Here is a 15,824-nt window from a genome sequence, read left to right on the forward strand (position 1 = left end):
CAGAAAGGGGAATGTTAATATGAAAAAATTTTCAATCACGATTGCCGGCGGAGGGAGTACATTTACTCCTGGAATTGTTTTGATGCTTTTGAAACATCTGGATAGATTTCCTATCCGGCAAATCAAATTTTATGACAATCTGGAGGAAAGACAAACACGTATTGCTTCTGCGTGTGAGATTTTATTGAAGGAAAGAGCACCAGATATTTTATTTACAGCCACTACTGATCCAGAAACAGCATTCACTGATGTTGATTTTGTTATGGCACATATTCGTGTTGGCTTATATGCGATGCGGGAAAAAGATGAAAAAATTCCGTTGAAGTATGGGGTAGTTGGTCAGGAAACTTGTGGACCTGGCGGAATTGCTTATGGGATGCGTTCAATTGGCGGTGTTTTAGAGTTGATAGATTATATGGAAAAATATTCACCAAATGCGTGGATGCTCAATTACTCTAATCCAGCGGCGATCGTGGCAGAAGCGACTCGAAAATTACGTCCTAAAGCAAAAATCATGAATATATGTGATATGCCGGTGGGAATTGAAGAGCGTATGGCTCAAGCTATCGGTTTAGCTTCACGCAAAGAAATGGTCGTACGCTACTATGGCTTGAATCATTTTGGATGGTGGACGGATATCCGAGATACAGAAGGAAATGATTTGATGCCTAAAATTCAAGAATATGTTAGTCAGTTTGGTTACGCTCTACCATCGGAATCTCAAGAATCACAACAAACTGATGCAAGTTGGAAACATACATTTATGAAAGCAAAAGAAGTATATGACATTGACCCAACTACTCTTCCTAACACTTATTTGAAATATTACTTTTATCCGCAAGATGAAGTAGCGCACACCAATCCAGAGTTCACGCGTGCAAATGAAGTGATGGTTGGACGTGAAAAACAAGTATTTAATGAATGTGATCGTATCACTAGTAGTGGTTCAGCAGAAAATACGATACTAGAAATCGATGAACATGCTAGCTATATCGTTGATTTAGCACGAGCAATTGCCTATAACACTCATGAAAGGATGTTGCTGATCGTACCTAATAACGGAGCTATCGAGAATTTTGATGAGTCGGCGATGGTAGAAATACCCTGTATAGTTGGCAGCAATGGACCAGAACCGTTGATACAAGGAAAGATTCCACGCTTCCAAAAGGGATTGATGGAACAACAAGTAGCAGTTGAAAAATTAGTAGTCGAAGCTTGGGAAGAAAGGTCTTATCAGAAATTATGGCAAGCACTGACATTATCAAAGATTGTTCCAAACGCAAAAGTTGCAAAAAATTTACTAGATGATTTGGTGAGTGTAAACCAAGAATACTGGCCTGAATTGAAATAGCAGTATTCCAAATACATCGTGGTTCTCCTCTATTAAAAAATAGTTTCATGTTATTGCATATACTAATAATAGAGGAGGGATAGTATGGAACTAGAAAAATTGATTCATCAACATGCAGAAAAATTAAGCGAACTAGACCGAGGAATCTTGAACTTTATTTTATCGGATCCTAGCTTGATACAAAATTTGAAAATAACTGACTTAGCGGAGAGACTTTATGTCTCAAAATCTTCCATTATGAGAACAACTAAGAAATTGGGGTTTTCTGGTTATTCTGAGTTCAAATATTTTTTACGACATGTAACAAATAAAGAAAATGGGCTTAGAACAAAAGAAGATATTTTTGAAAAACAACTGGAAGATATCCAGCAGACGCTTCATTACATGAAGGCTGTCAACTTAAAGCCAATCCTTCAATGCTTAGACCGAAGTAAGATGATCTATTGCTATGCAACGGGATTTTCACAAAAGAAAGTAATTGATGAGTTTTATAAAATGATGCTAGGTATTGGAAAGAGAGTAATGGTGTTGCCAAATAAGACGGAGTTTGATATGGCCATGCCACTGATAACATTAGAAGATATGGCCATTATTGTTTCTTTGAGCGGTGAAACACATGAGGTCAAAGAAAATCTGACTGCCTTTGAATTACAGAAAATTCCAGTTTTGACCATTACTGCAGCTGGAGATAATTATTTCACACGCCATAGTACTTATCATTTAAATTATTATTGTAATTGCTTTATCCTTGGAAAAGAAAATAAGCCATTTCAATCATTGATCAGCTTGAGCTGCTTAGCGGATTATTTAGTTCGTGCTTATGGTGTATATACGCTGAGAGAGGAGAGCTAGATGAGAAGAGACAGGATAGAAGGACTCTGGAAACACATTTTACTTGGTTATTGGATAGCCGCAGCTTTCCTTTTTTATTTCTATGCTATATTAATGACTATCAGAATGAATGGAGTGATACATGAAGCTTTTTTCCATAATCCATATGTCGCTCTTGGTTCCTTATTTCCTTTTTTAATGTTATTTCAAGCAAGTATTCTTTATTTTTTAGAAAAAAGAACAATTGACATCAGCTTGTTAAGAATATACCTACAATTTACTGTTGTCCAACAAGTTATAACAGGAAATTTAATAGGAGCTCTTTTAGCTTTTCTCTATGTAAGAAGTTTAAAAAGATGTGGGAAGAAGTCCACTATATACAGCAAAGTACTAGTTTTATCTAGCACGATTTTTATAGGAACCATTAGTCTACTAGCTATATTTTTGCTTTTACGAATGAGTTAAAAAATTGATTCTCAGTTTTTTTATACAAATAGAAAAATAGAAGAAAAAGTTTAACACGATATATAAATTTGTAAATTAATGGAATCTTCTATAGTGAACATAAATAGAGTGTATCTTCTTTGACAAATACCATAAAAAAGTGTGACAAGCAATCATTGTTAGATTGCTTGTCACAACATTGATAAGAGTATCCAATTGAAGAGAATGATTAGGAGAAAGAATCTCCGTACTTTTCATAGTAATCATAGTATCCAAGTTTGTATAGACGAATCGTTTTTTGTCTTATTTCTTCTGTTTCAAAATGGACTGCTTGAAGAATCAAATCTGTGGATTCTATAGGAGCTGTTCCATTCGCGGTAATCAAGTTATGATCTTTTACAGCTTGTTGTTCTATAAAATCTTCTTTATTTTGATAATTTTCCGATTCTAACCAAGGAAATTGCATATTTCCGGTGTGTTTGTAACCTTGCAATAATCCGCTCTGTGCTAAATAATCAACTGCCCCACAAATCGCAGCTACTGGTACGCCTGTTTTTAAAAATTTATCGATTATTAAATATAAATGGTGATTTTCTATGTCCCATGAATTGCCACCAATCATAATAAAGAGATCAATTTTTTCAGGTATTTGTTCGATTAAATAATCGATTTTTGTTTTTAGTCCTCCCATGGAAGTGACCTCTGATTGGATAGAAGCAGTTTTATTTTGCCATCCCTCATTTTGGTTTAGTGTGTTAGTAATATAAGCCCCTTCCCAATCGGCATATTCCTCTAATAGAAACGTAACCGCAGTTTTCATTTTCAAGCTCTCCTTTATTATCTATGACAAGGACAACAGTTTTAATATACAGACATTCATTAAATTTGGATAGCGACAGAGTAAACAACAATTCTTAAGTTTTAGACAGAGTACATTGGCAGCCAACTTTATTTACTGGCATTATAACATTTTGCCTACGTGGATGACAAAGAACCAGCTGTCTCAACGTTACTGTCTATGAAAGAATCTTAGATTGAGTCAGAAAGTCTACTATGGTTTCTATTTTGCGAATCTATTCGAATTAAGAATAATACTGTCGGAAAGTTTCTTTGATTGATGGAAAATTGAGTACCAAAAAGAGAAAAAATAACTGGTCTACTAAGTAGAGGTTCTGACTAGCTTCTCTATTTATTTGAATACAATCTAAAAAGAAACTGGAAGGTAAAAAGTATTTATAAAAACGAAACAATAAAACGTGTCAAACACTCAGCATGAGATATATAACCATGTAACCAGTTCATTAAGAAAATAGTGGAAGCCACAGAAAATAAAGTTTCTGCGTACATTCATATCCCGTTTTGCGAGCGTATCTGCTATTACTGTGACTTTAATTTATAAAAATCACTGAAGAATTGAATTGGCTAATATTTATAGTCTAAATTGTTGTATAATAAAGAAATAAGATGATGATATTAATTAGTATCCAACGGAAAATTTAGATGATTAACAAAGCTATTTCGAGAAATTATTGGAGGAAGTAGTATTGGATGATAAAGCCTACGCTAAAGAACATAAAAAGGAATTTTTTAAAGATGTAATTCAAGATAAAATCGCTCGACTAGATCAAAAAGAAGCTATATTTATGGCAGGTACGCCTGGTGCTGGGAAAACTGAGGTAGCAACTAGTCTACTGGAATTATCAGAAGATATCTGTAGAATAGATGCTGATGTTTTCCGAGCAAAATTTCCAGGATATAATGGTCGTAATTCCTCTGATTTTCAACGCGGGGCATCTTGGTTAGTGGATTATTCCTTAGACACGATATTGAAAAACGGCTATTCATTTTTATTAGATGGAACATTCGCTATTGGTCGGGCAAAACAAAATATTGAGAGATGCCTTTCTCGAGATTATGATGTGACAATCTATTTTATCTTCCAAGATCCTCTCGTTGCTTGGAATTACACAAAAATACGAGAAAAAGTAGAAGGACGATTTGTACCAAAGGATCGTTTTATCAATGCTTACTTTAAGTCTCGAGAGAATGTTCGCGAAGTACTAAAACACTACGGAGAATCTGTATCTGTACATGTGATTTTAAAAGACTATAAGAATGAAATAGCCACAATAGTTCCAGATATTTCAGATATAGATCTTATTTTGCCAGAATCATTTACAAGAGCAGATTTGGAGGGGAAATTATATGACTGATAAACAAAAAGCGGAAGCGATTATGAAAAAATATAACCGTAGTTATGGTGATCTCAATAAAAAAGCAACTAGAAAAGAATTTATGACCGTTCTACAGTATGTAGCAAACGAGTCAAATAGAAAACAGCGGAAATTAACAGGGTTAGATAAATAACTATCAAGATTTTAAATCACAGCTAAAGATTAGTTGTGATTTTTTTATTTATACACTTTCAAGTTAACTAACTTATGATAAAATAATAAACATAAGCTGGTTTAAAACATCAAGTGTTTTTCATTGAAAAGGCTATAAATTTTAAAAGCTGAAGAATCACTGTATAGCATGTATCTTTTAGTTATTTGCTATCTAAAGGAGTAAATATTGTGAACGAAGAAAACAAGTTTATAAAGAAAAATGGGATTTTTTATACAGATACGAAACTGGCTGAAAAACTTGTTAAATTACTTAAAATAAATTATACAGAAGAATTTACTTTAATTGAACCAGCAGTAGGTGAAGGACATATATTGTCTTTAGTGATAAAAAATTTTTTCCAAAAGAATAAAAATAAATCTGAAAATGAAAAGATTCAATTTTTAGAAAAAAATATAGCAGCATTTGACATCCGAAAAGATACTATAAAAAAGTGCATTGAAAAATTAGATGAGCTTTCAAAAAAATATAATATTAGTAGAAAAATAAATTGGAATATAAGACAACTTGATGCTCTAGACATAATCAAAATGAAAGAGAAATTTAGTACTTATGACTATGTGATTAGTAATCCACCCTACGTATCTAGGCATAATACGTGAGAGTTACAAGCTATCATTTTTATTGAAAAAAATGCAGTAACTCTCGCCCACTTTAATAGTAATAATTTTTAAATAATCTATACGCTTCATCAGATGTACATCCTCTAGTAAATCCCAAGTACTGGAGGATTCTTTTTTTTAGTGCTGCCTTTCTCAGGAAAAAGTAGTTGGCTACTTCGTCAAAATTTCTAAATTTTTTTAACGCATAAGGAAGTGCTCGAACATTCGCCATGAGGATGCTGACACTTACATTTGCACGAAGTTCTTTTTCACAGTTTTCTAGCAAGTAAATTTTTCTAAATTTCATATCAAAAAATGCATGAGATTCTTCAAGGGTATATCCCTATAAAGTGGAATATCTCATGCATTTTTATATTGCGCGAATTGTAAAATTAAGTTAGAAAAATAAAAAGGCATTTATGGTACACTCAAATTGTATTTCCGACGAAAGAAAACAAAGGAGTGTAACCATAAATGACCTACAAACATCTTACCATAGACGAACTGACAATGATAGAATCATATTATCTTCAACATAATAAGCCGGTTGAAATCGCTAACCGAATGGGACGTGCTATACAAACTATTTATAGTGTAGTCAATAAGTTCAACCAAGGCAAGACTGCTCTTGATTATTGGCACCAGTATAAAGAAAATAAGAAAAAATGTGGGAGAAAAGTCATTCAATTACCTGCTCATGAAGTAGATTACATTAAAGAGAAAGTCACTCTTGGTTGGACGCCTGACGTCATTATCGGGCGAAAAGAAAGGCCTGTTTCATGCGGTATGAGAACACTTTATCGTTTATTTTCTAAAGGAATATTTGATATTGACACACTACCGATGAAAGGTAAAAGAAAACCCAATGGCCATCAGGAAAAACGGGGAAAACAACAGTATCAGCGCTCAATCCATGATCGACCTGATAATTATCCTGATTTCAATTCTGAGTTTGGTCACCTTGAAGGTGATACGATCGTTGGCATTCATCATAAAAGTGCCGTCATTACTTTAGTTGAAAGGTTATCTAAAGTCATTATCACGATTAAACCCAACGGCCGTAAGGCATTAGATATTGAAACTGCCCTTAATCAATGGTTTTCTCGCTTCCCTAAAAACTTCTTTAAATCTATTACGTTTGACTGTGGAAAAGAATTTTCTAACTGGAAAGCCATTAGTAACCAACATGATATTGATATATATTTTGCGGACCCTGGAACACCTTCTCAACGCCCATTAAACGAGAATTCTAACGGGATTCTGCGTCGTAATGGACTGCCGAAATCAATGGATTTTAGAGAAGTGAATCAGACATTTATTTCCAGTGTCAGCAATCAACGTAATCATATTCCAAGAAAATCATTGAATTACAGAACACCAATCGAAATATTTTTGAGCTATGTACAAGAAGCATTTTATTCTAGCTTAATTTGACAAATCATAAATATAAAAATAGTAACGATTATGAGTCTAAAACAACTTTTTAAGATGCTATAAAATATTAAACTTGTTATCAATTTATAGTTATTTTGTCTTTATAAGGCAAATTTAAATTTTAGAGGATTCATAATGAAAAAGAAATATCTGGACTTAAAAATGTGGATTAGTGTAATAGCAGTAACTTTTGTTTTGTCCGTAGTAGCAACAAGTGGGAGTATGATTATTTCAGCGAATGAGTTGATTCTGGATGAAACTCAGAATAGTAAAAGCAATTTTAGTTCTGAAGACTTGTCAGTTTATTACTCGGAAGAAAAAAAGAATTCCGAACTAGCACTTGAAAAAATCAAGGAAGAATATGGAGATGTTCAACCTAAATTTAACGAAAACGGAGAAATATTATTAACACCTGAAGATGAATTAAGGATGGAACAAGCAATCAATCAGTATTTAGCAATGATTGGATTCAATCCAAGAATGCGAGGCGTAGGGAAAAACTGGTGGAACTCAACTGGTTTTGTTGCTGGTGTCATTGATGCAGGATTAATCGTTTTGGGTCTAGGTTTAGCAAATTCAAGTGTGAATACGGTAAAAGCAATTATTAGAAAAAACAAGCGAAATATTGCTCGAGTAACTGAAAATGTAATTGTTGCACAAATTGGAATTACCACTGTAAGAGGAAAAGCGCTCGCAGCTGTAGAAATTGCCTTAGCTTTAGCTGGTACTTCGGCTGGAGGTCTAATCGCAGAAGGTCTTGATCGAGTAGATGGAAGAAATGATAATTATCTTTGGGCATAGCGCTAGACAAGATTAAAATTCAAGTAGATGAGGAGCTATAAGTGACAATAGGAGAAAATTTGAATTTTTTAGGTAGAATATTGCTAGGAGTATTGAGTGTGTGCTGCTTTATCATTGGCACACGATTTCTCTTGAAAGTAAAAACAATTGTTCGTTTCAATTTAGGAAAAGAAATGTCAAAAACAGACTATATAAAGGTAGAAACATGTTTAATAAAATATAAGCTATTTGTAATTTGGGGCTTTGTGTTTCTTGCGATATGTTTAATTTTGGTGCGTTTTTAAAAAAAATACCCTTCTCTAAAAGTTCATTTGTAAGGTCGGCAGTTTCAAAATAAAGTTCTTCAGAAATCACATTCAATCCAATAATTCTCCTGGATTTTTTTATTGGTTAAAAAAATGGAAAAATCTCAAAATAAGCTAAGTAAATCATACAAAATTGACATCTTGCCCCTTTTGTATTACAATGTGATACAAAAGGGAGGCGATAATATGGCTATGATTACGGTTCGTGTGAGTGATGCCGAAAAAGAATGGCTTTCTTATATGGCGGAATTTTATGGGATTACTTTATCTGAGCTTCTAAAAACCTATTCGATGGAACAACTAGAAGATGAATACGATCGTCAAACGGCTGAAATTGCCCATAAACATTGGGTAGAAAGTGGAAAAACAACAGTATCCATGGAAGAAATCCTTCGTGAATTTGGAGGGTTGGAATGACCTACCGTTTAGAATTCACGCCTGAAATTCAGAAACAACTTCGTAAAATGGACAAGCATCAAGCGACGCTGATCGTTCGATGGCTATATCAACATATTGATGGTATTGACGATCCGAGAAAATTCGGAAAAGGATTGACCGCTAATCGTTCAGGACAATGGCGTTATCGAATTGGCAAATATCGTGTGTTGGTAGAGATAGAAGATAATCAAATAGTTGTTATCGCTATTCAAGTGGGACACCGAAAAAATGTCTATGATTAAGAGACTATTTATTTTTATAAAAAAATAATAAGAAGAATCTAGTTAAAACTTTTGAAGTGAGAGGTTTAACTAGATTTTTTTATGGACAAAATATGGATAAAATTGTTTAGGAGGAATCATGAACGTAAAAAAATCATCCAAGAAGTCGATTCTTGGATTTTTTAGTGGATTTGTTTGCCAAATACGTTTAGTATGCGTATATGAGAGGTTGTAAGCAAAGCGTTGTGACCTGAGCACTTAAGGAGGAATCTGTGAAAATAGCTTTTCATATTTTTGCAGATTTTGAGTTAATGCCGAAGGTTAGCTTTGGGAACACCGTTTATCGAGAGGTTGTGAAAGCCACATGTAGCTCCGATGACAATAAGCAAGCATTTTTGGAACTAGACTTCTTAGATTATAAACATGCGGCTTATTTCAAGGAGCTGGTGCTTGCACACCGTTTAAAGAAGGTCGAAAATCGGTACGACTTTTCGACGTAAGGAGAAAGAAGTTCAATGATAGAAACAATAAATCCCGCAGAAAACAAGGTTTCTGCGTACATTCATATCCCATTTTGCGAGCATATCTGCTATTACTGTGACTTTAATAAAGTTTTTTTAGAAGGGCAACCGGTAGATGAGTATGTGGAAATGCTGCTGAATGAAATGAGATTAATGCTGGAAAGTCACCCGACAGCGAATTTGGAAACACTTTATGTAGGGGGCGGAACACCGACCTCTTTATCTGCTAAACAACTTGATCGATTGTTATCAGGAGCTAGAGAGATCTTGCCTTTCCAGGATGGTAAGGAGTTTACTGTAGAAGCGAATCCTGGCGATTTGACCCGTGAAAAGCTTCAAGTGATGAAAAACTATGGCGTCAATCGTTTATCCATGGGAGTTCAGACATTTGACAATCGCTTACTGAAAAAAATTGGACGTAAACACACCGCAGAAGATGTGTATCAAACGATGAAATTTTTAAAAGCAGAAAATTTTACCAATGTAAGCATCGATTTGATTTATGCATTACCGGGACAAACACTTGAAGGGTATCGGGATACTTTGGAAAAAGCTTTGGCTTTGGATCTGCCTCACTATTCTTTGTACTCATTGATCCTAGAAAACAAAACAATGTTCATGAACTGGGTACGACAAGGAAGACTCGAACTGCCTGATCAGGAAACGGAAACTAAAATGTTTGAAGAGACCATTGAAGCAATGGAAAAGCATGGACGTCACCAATATGAAATAAGTAACTTTGGGCTTTCCGGACACGAGTCGCAGCATAACTTGATGTATTGGAACAATGACCATTATTTTGGGTTTGGAGCAGGAGCTAGCGGTTATCTTGGAAATATTCGTTATCGCAACAAAGGACCGATCCAACACTATTTACGTCCATTACGAGTCAATGAACGCCCAGTATTGGAAGAAGAAAAATTGACACGAAAAAATCAAATAGAAGAAGAAATGTTCTTGGGGCTAAGAAAAAAAACTGGGATTGCTAAAAAACACTTCTATGATCGCTATCAACAAACGATTGAATCGGTGTATGGAGATGTGTTGATGAAGTTAGAGGAAGAAGGGTTACTTGTTAATGAAGAAGAACGTATTTATTTGACACCTAGAGGGACTTTTTTGGGAAACAATGTGTTTGAGCGTTTTTTGTTTGAAAAATAGTTTAAAGAATATTTGTTTTTTATCGGAATTTAAATAAAAAAAGTTCAAAAATACAATAAAGAACTATTGAAACGTTGATATAATTGGATTTATAGCAATTGCTCATAATTAGCACTCTGGAAGATAGAGTGCTAAAAAATGAAGTCTTTCTCTTGACAGGAGAAGGGCTTCTTGCTATATTTATAAGTGGATTAGCACTTAGAATATATGAGTGCTAATGAGAGGTGAGGAAGATGTTAACAAAGCGACAAAACGACATTTTACGTCTGATCATCCAACACTATACGAGTAGTGGCGTGCCCGTTGGTTCCAAAACATTGATGTCTGAGGGAGTCAAGGCCAGTTCAGCAACGATTCGCAATGATATGAAGGCATTAGAAGATGAAGGGTTGCTGTTGAAGACTCACTCTTCTTCTGGGCGGATTCCATCTGCTTTAGGCTATCGTTATTATGTGGATCATTTGTTAAAACCTGCTCGCGTAGCAGAAGATGACCTGCTGCTGATACGTCAGTCTTTAGGTAGAGAATTTCATGAGATCAATGAGATCATTAAGCAATCTGCTGAGATCTTATCTGAGCTGACAAGTTATACGACTTTTTCGTTGGGACCTGAAATAAAAGACCGCCGACTAACAGGCTTTCGTATCGTACCCTTGAATAATCGACAGATCATTGCGATTGTCGTGACAGATATGGGAAATGTAGAAAGCCAAGTGTTCACTCTTCCCGAATACATGGGAAGTCAGGAACTAGAAAAAATGGTGCAAATTGTAAACGACCGTCTAGTCGGGGATCCTCTGATGACGGTATACCATAAACTACGTACAGAGATTCCGATGATTCTTCATAAATATTTCCAGACCACAGAAGGGATGTCCCAGTTGTTTGACACCGTTCTTGGTCATGTGTTTGAAGAAAAAGTTTATGTCAGTGGACAAATGAATCTCTTGGATTATGAGCCCCGTCAAGATCTTGATCAGTTTAAATCGATGTTTTCTTTTATGAAAGACTCCGATGGACTTACACAAATGATCACTCCGATGGATAGTAATATTCGTATCAAAATCGGTGCTGAATTAGGTAATGATTTATTGCAGAATATGAGCATGATTCAAGCAAGTTACGAGATAGATGGTCATGGAAGAGGTACAATAGCCTTGTTGGGGCCGACTAGTATGCCTTATTCTCGGATGTTTGGTCTAGTGGATGTTTATCGAAGAGAACTAGCAGCTAAGCTTGCTGATTACTATCGATCACTTGACTTGTCAAACTCGTAATGTGAATAACGAAGCTATTTGCAGCTGATCGTTCTCTCTTTCTTAGTAAGAGCAATCAAACAGCTGACTGAATAATGAAAGGAAGACTGTATCGTGAAAGAAAATCAAGAAGAACTAGATAAAGAAATGACAGATGCTCAGCCAGAACCGGAAATCGATGTCGAAGCTGCAGAAGATTCAGGCATTTCAGAAGTTGAAGCGGAAGAATTCGAATCAGCAAAATTAAAAGCTGAATTAGAAGAAATGGAAGATAAATATTTGCGGGCTCGTGCGGAAATCGCAAATATGGCAAATCGAGGAAAAAATGAACGTGAGCAATTACAAAAATACCGTTCACAAGATTTAGCCAAAAAATTGCTTCCATCAATTGACAATCTGGAACGTGCATTAGCCACAGAAGTGTCAGATGATCAAGGAGCAAGCTTGAAAAAAGGCGTGGAAATGGTCTTGGAAAGTTTACGTAACGCACTGGAAGAAGAAGGAATCGAGAAAATCCCTGCTAAAGGAGAATCCTTTGATCCTAATCTTCATCAAGCAGTACAAACTGTTCCAGCGACTGAAGATACACCAGCCGATACGATTGTAGAAGTACTACAAGAAGGCTATAAATTACATGATCGCGTGTTAAGACCAACTATGGTCATTGTTGCACAATAATTGTGCGGATATAAAACTTACACTTTCAATTAAAGAAGGAGACGTTAATTATGAGTAAAATTATCGGTATTGACTTAGGTACGACTAACTCTGCAGTAGCAGTACTAGAAGGAAACGAAGCAAAAATCATCGCTAACCCAGAAGGAAACCGTACAACACCTTCTGTTGTATCATTCAAAAATGGAGAAATCCAAGTAGGGGAAGTGGCAAAACGTCAAGCTGTAACAAACCCAAATACGATTTCATCAATCAAACGCCATATCGGTGAAGCTGGTTACAAAGTAGATGTAGAAGGCAAATCATACACACCTCAAGAAATCTCAGCAATGATTCTTCAATATATTAAAGGATTTGCAGAAGATTACTTAGGTGAAAAAGTCGAAAAAGCAGTTATTACTGTACCAGCTTACTTTAACGATGCACAACGTCAAGCAACAAAAGATGCTGGTAAAATCGCTGGTTTAGAAGTAGAACGTATCGTCAATGAACCAACTGCAGCTGCTCTTGCTTATGGTTTGGATAAAACAGATCGTGACGAAAAAATCTTAGTATTCGACCTTGGTGGTGGTACTTTTGACGTATCAATCCTTGAATTAGGAGACGGTGTCTTTGATGTATTGTCAACAGCTGGTGACAACCATCTAGGTGGGGATGACTTTGATAACAAAATCATCGACTACATGGTAGCAGAATTCAAAAAAGAAAACAGCATTGACTTATCTCAAGACAAAATGGCGTTACAACGCTTGAAAGATGCCGCTGAAAAAGCGAAAAAAGATTTATCTGGCGTATCAAGCACACAAATCAGTTTGCCATTTATCACAGCCGGTGAATCTGGACCATTGCACTTGGAAATGACATTGACACGTGCAAAATTTGATGAATTAACAGCTGACTTAGTAGAACGTACGAAAGTACCAGTACGTCAAGCACTAAAAGATGCAGGTTTATCACAATCAGAAATCGACGAAGTTATTTTGGTCGGTGGATCTACTCGTATCCCTGCAGTTGTAGAAGCAGTACGTAAAGAAACAGGAAAAGAACCAAACAAATCAGTTAACCCTGATGAAGTAGTTGCGATGGGTGCTGCTATACAAGGCGGCGTGATCACTGGTGATGTAAAAGATGTTGTTTTACTTGACGTTACGCCATTGTCATTAGGTATCGAAACAATGGGCGGTGTATTCACTAAATTGATTGACCGCAATACAACGATCCCAACAAGTAAATCACAAGTGTTCTCAACTGCAGCAGATAATCAACCAGCAGTAGACATCCATGTATTACAAGGTGAACGCCCAATGGCTGCTGACAACAAAACACTAGGAAGATTCCAATTGACAGATATTCCAGCAGCTCCTCGTGGTATCCCACAAATCGAAGTAACATTCGATATTGATAAAAACGGGATTGTAAATGTATCTGCGAAAGATTTAGGTACACAAAAAGAACAAAAAATCACGATTAAATCTTCTTCAGGTCTAACAGACGAAGAAATCGAACGTATGGTAAAAGATGCAGAAGCAAACGCTGAAGCAGATAAAGCTCGTAAAGAGGAAGTTGACCTACGTAATGATGTAGACGCATTGCTATTCTCTGTGGACAAAACATTGAAAGAATTAGAAGGCAAAGTAGACGAAGAAGAAGTGAAAAAAGCAGAAACAGCTCGCGATGAATTGAAAGCCGCTGTTGAAGCAAACAACATTGAAGAAATGAAAACTAAACGCGATGCATTGAACGAAATCGTTCAAAACTTGACTGTTAAACTATATGAACAAGCGGCACAACAACAAGCTCAAGAAAACCCAGAAGCAGCTCAAGGCGGAGCAGATGATGTCGTTGATGCTGATTTTGAAGAAGTCGATGGCGACGATAAATAATCAGTTCACTGAATTTCGAGAGAAGGCCAAAGTTGCTACTTTGGCTTTTTCTTTTGAAAAATAGTTTGAAGTATCGGTTTTTGTTTCAAACAAAATATGATATGATAACAAGCGACGTGAAAATGATGAGAACCAATAGGAGGAAAGCCTATGGCAACAAAACGTGATTATTATGAAGTCTTAGGGCTCTCAAAAGGAGCATCAGAAGATGAAATAAAGAAAGCTTATCGTAAGCTTTCAAAAAAATACCATCCTGATATCAATAAAGAACCTGATGCAGAAGAAAAATTTAAAGAAGTATCAGAAGCTTATGAAATTTTAAGTGATCCGCAAAAACGCGCTGCATATGACCAATACGGGCATGCAGGTACAGATCCAAATTACGGTGCTGGTGGAGCTGGTGGCGGATTTGGTGGATTCGGCGGCTTCTCTGGCGGCGGCTTCGGTGGTTTTGAAGATATCTTCGACTCGTTCTTTGGAGGGGGAGGTCGTTCAGTCGATCCCAATGCGCCTCGTCAAGGTGCTGATTTGCAATATACGATCGACTTATCTTTTGAAGAAGCAATTTTTGGCGTAGAGAAAGAAATCAAGTACAATCGGGAAGAAATCTGTCATACTTGTGGCGGAAATGGGGCAAAACCAGGTACGCAACCAACTACTTGTCATAAATGCCATGGTGCAGGTACGATCAATGTAGAACGACAAACACCGCTTGGACGAGTGATGAGCCGTCAAACTTGTGATGTTTGTCATGGTACAGGAAAAGAAATCAAAGAACCTTGTCCAACCTGTCATGGCTCAGGTCATGAGAAGAAAGCTCACTCAGTCAAAGTGAATGTACCAGCTGGGGTAGAAGAAGGACAACAAATGCGTTTAGCTGGTCAAGGAGAAGCCGGAGAAAACGGCGGACCATTTGGTGATTTGTATGTGGTCTTCCGTGTAGAAGAAAGTGATATCTTTGACCGTGAAGGCTCTGAAATCTACTATGAATTGCCTTTAAGTTTTGTACAAGCAGCTTTGGGGGATGAAGTCCAAGTACCAACTGTCCATGGAGATGTGAAACTGAAGATTCCTGCTGGTACACAGACAGGTACGAACTTCCGTTTACGTGGAAAAGGCGCTCCAAAGTTACGTGGTGGTGCAACAGGCGACCAACATGTCAAAGTAAAACTGATCACGCCGAAAAATCTAAATGAACAACAAAGAGAAGCGTTACGTGCATTCGCTGAAGCTGGCGGCATCAAAGTAGAAGAACAACAAGAAGATGGTTTCTTCGATAAATTCAAAGATGCTTTTGGTGGGAAAAAGCGGAAGTAGCTTTTCTAGTAAAAAACACAAGTGTCAAAAAGACTTACCAAAATTTTCTATTTCTAGAAAAAATGGTAAGTCTTTTATTTTTTTATGTATTAACACTTAGTAATGCTAGTTTTCAATAGCGTTTATTAGGGGAAAAAGGAATCTAAGAAATGAAATAAGGGGATGGCTATCACTTTCT

Annotated in this window: 16 protein-coding genes and 1 pseudogene; 16 read left to right on the forward strand and 1 reads right to left on the reverse strand. The window is 36.2% G+C overall.

What is annotated here, in order from left to right; translation table 11 throughout:
• Positions 1-19 precede the first annotated feature (19 nt).
• From QK255_RS05380 to QK255_RS05390, 3 genes are all read left to right on the forward strand, one after another.
• Positions 20-1,351: a 6-phospho-alpha-glucosidase gene (locus QK255_RS05380; RefSeq protein WP_283341612.1), complete on the forward strand. Its 1,332-nt coding sequence runs from the start codon at positions 20-22 to the stop codon at positions 1,349-1,351.
• Positions 1,352-1,435: 84 nt separating this feature from the next.
• Entirely contained in the window at positions 1,436-2,203 is a 768-nt protein-coding gene (locus QK255_RS05385; protein ID WP_002334775.1) for a MurR/RpiR family transcriptional regulator, read from the forward strand.
• On the forward strand, positions 2,204-2,647 hold the full coding sequence (locus QK255_RS05390; RefSeq protein ID WP_002345979.1) for a hypothetical protein: 444 nt from the start codon (positions 2,204-2,206) through the stop codon (positions 2,645-2,647).
• A 170-nt stretch (positions 2,648-2,817) separates the two neighbouring features.
• Here the strand turns inward: QK255_RS05390 and QK255_RS05395 are convergent.
• A pseudogene (locus QK255_RS05395) lies at positions 2,818-3,446 on the reverse strand (type 1 glutamine amidotransferase family protein).
• Positions 3,447-4,170: 724 nt separating this feature from the next.
• Between QK255_RS05395 and QK255_RS05400 the strand changes: the two are divergent.
• The 13 genes from QK255_RS05400 to dnaJ all read left to right on the forward strand — a co-directional run bounded on the left by QK255_RS05400 (position 4,171) and on the right by dnaJ (position 15,646).
• Positions 4,171-4,839 carry a zeta toxin family protein gene (locus QK255_RS05400; protein ID WP_002342166.1) on the forward strand — a complete coding sequence of 223 codons (669 nt, stop codon included), beginning with the start codon at positions 4,171-4,173 and terminating at the stop codon, positions 4,837-4,839.
• Complete coding sequence (locus QK255_RS05405; protein WP_002342167.1) at positions 4,832-4,993, forward strand: hypothetical protein; 162 nt, start codon at positions 4,832-4,834, stop codon at positions 4,991-4,993. The genes QK255_RS05400 and QK255_RS05405 overlap by 8 nt, the downstream gene beginning before the upstream one ends.
• A gap of 209 nt (positions 4,994-5,202) precedes the next feature.
• Positions 5,203-5,634 carry an N-6 DNA methylase gene (locus QK255_RS05410; protein ID WP_002342168.1) on the forward strand — a complete coding sequence of 144 codons (432 nt, stop codon included), beginning with the start codon at positions 5,203-5,205 and terminating at the stop codon, positions 5,632-5,634.
• Between the two features lie 474 nt (positions 5,635-6,108).
• Complete coding sequence (locus QK255_RS05415) at positions 6,109-7,068, forward strand: IS30-like element IS6770 family transposase (RefSeq protein ID WP_002362389.1); 960 nt, start codon at positions 6,109-6,111, stop codon at positions 7,066-7,068.
• 135 nt (positions 7,069-7,203) lie between these two features.
• Complete coding sequence (locus QK255_RS05420) at positions 7,204-7,869, forward strand: hypothetical protein (protein WP_002292140.1); 666 nt, start codon at positions 7,204-7,206, stop codon at positions 7,867-7,869.
• 491 nt (positions 7,870-8,360) lie between these two features.
• Positions 8,361-8,591: a type II toxin-antitoxin system RelB family antitoxin gene (gene relB / locus QK255_RS05425; protein ID WP_002292139.1), complete on the forward strand. Its 231-nt coding sequence runs from the start codon at positions 8,361-8,363 to the stop codon at positions 8,589-8,591.
• Positions 8,588-8,854 (forward strand): type II toxin-antitoxin system RelE family toxin, encoded by a 267-nt coding sequence (locus QK255_RS05430; protein ID WP_002292138.1) that lies wholly within the window; start codon positions 8,588-8,590, stop codon positions 8,852-8,854. Before relB ends, QK255_RS05430 begins: the two co-directional genes overlap by 4 nt.
• Positions 8,855-9,105: 251 nt before the next feature.
• The gene (locus QK255_RS05435) at positions 9,106-9,333 is read left to right on the forward strand and encodes a hypothetical protein (RefSeq protein ID WP_002313668.1); all 228 of its coding nucleotides are present in this window, start codon (positions 9,106-9,108) and stop codon (positions 9,331-9,333) included.
• A gap of 15 nt (positions 9,334-9,348) precedes the next feature.
• Positions 9,349-10,515: a radical SAM family heme chaperone HemW gene (gene hemW / locus QK255_RS05440; RefSeq protein WP_002292137.1), complete on the forward strand. Its 1,167-nt coding sequence runs from the start codon at positions 9,349-9,351 to the stop codon at positions 10,513-10,515.
• A gap of 233 nt (positions 10,516-10,748) precedes the next feature.
• On the forward strand, positions 10,749-11,792 hold the full coding sequence (hrcA, locus tag QK255_RS05445) for a heat-inducible transcriptional repressor HrcA (RefSeq protein WP_002292136.1): 1,044 nt from the start codon (positions 10,749-10,751) through the stop codon (positions 11,790-11,792).
• Positions 11,793-11,885: 93 nt separating this feature from the next.
• The gene (gene grpE, locus QK255_RS05450; protein WP_002292135.1) at positions 11,886-12,449 is read left to right on the forward strand and encodes a nucleotide exchange factor GrpE; all 564 of its coding nucleotides are present in this window, start codon (positions 11,886-11,888) and stop codon (positions 12,447-12,449) included.
• A 50-nt stretch (positions 12,450-12,499) separates the two neighbouring features.
• Positions 12,500-14,329: a molecular chaperone DnaK gene (gene dnaK, locus QK255_RS05455; RefSeq protein WP_002292134.1), complete on the forward strand. Its 1,830-nt coding sequence runs from the start codon at positions 12,500-12,502 to the stop codon at positions 14,327-14,329.
• Positions 14,330-14,479: 150 nt separating this feature from the next.
• Positions 14,480-15,646: a molecular chaperone DnaJ gene (gene dnaJ, locus QK255_RS05460; protein ID WP_002292130.1), complete on the forward strand. Its 1,167-nt coding sequence runs from the start codon at positions 14,480-14,482 to the stop codon at positions 15,644-15,646.
• Positions 15,647-15,824: the final 178 nt, after the last annotated feature.

The sequence above is a fragment of the Enterococcus sp. ZQ21 genome, from assembly GCF_030053755.1.
GTDB lineage: Bacteria > Bacillota > Bacilli > Lactobacillales > Enterococcaceae > Enterococcus_B > Enterococcus_B lactis.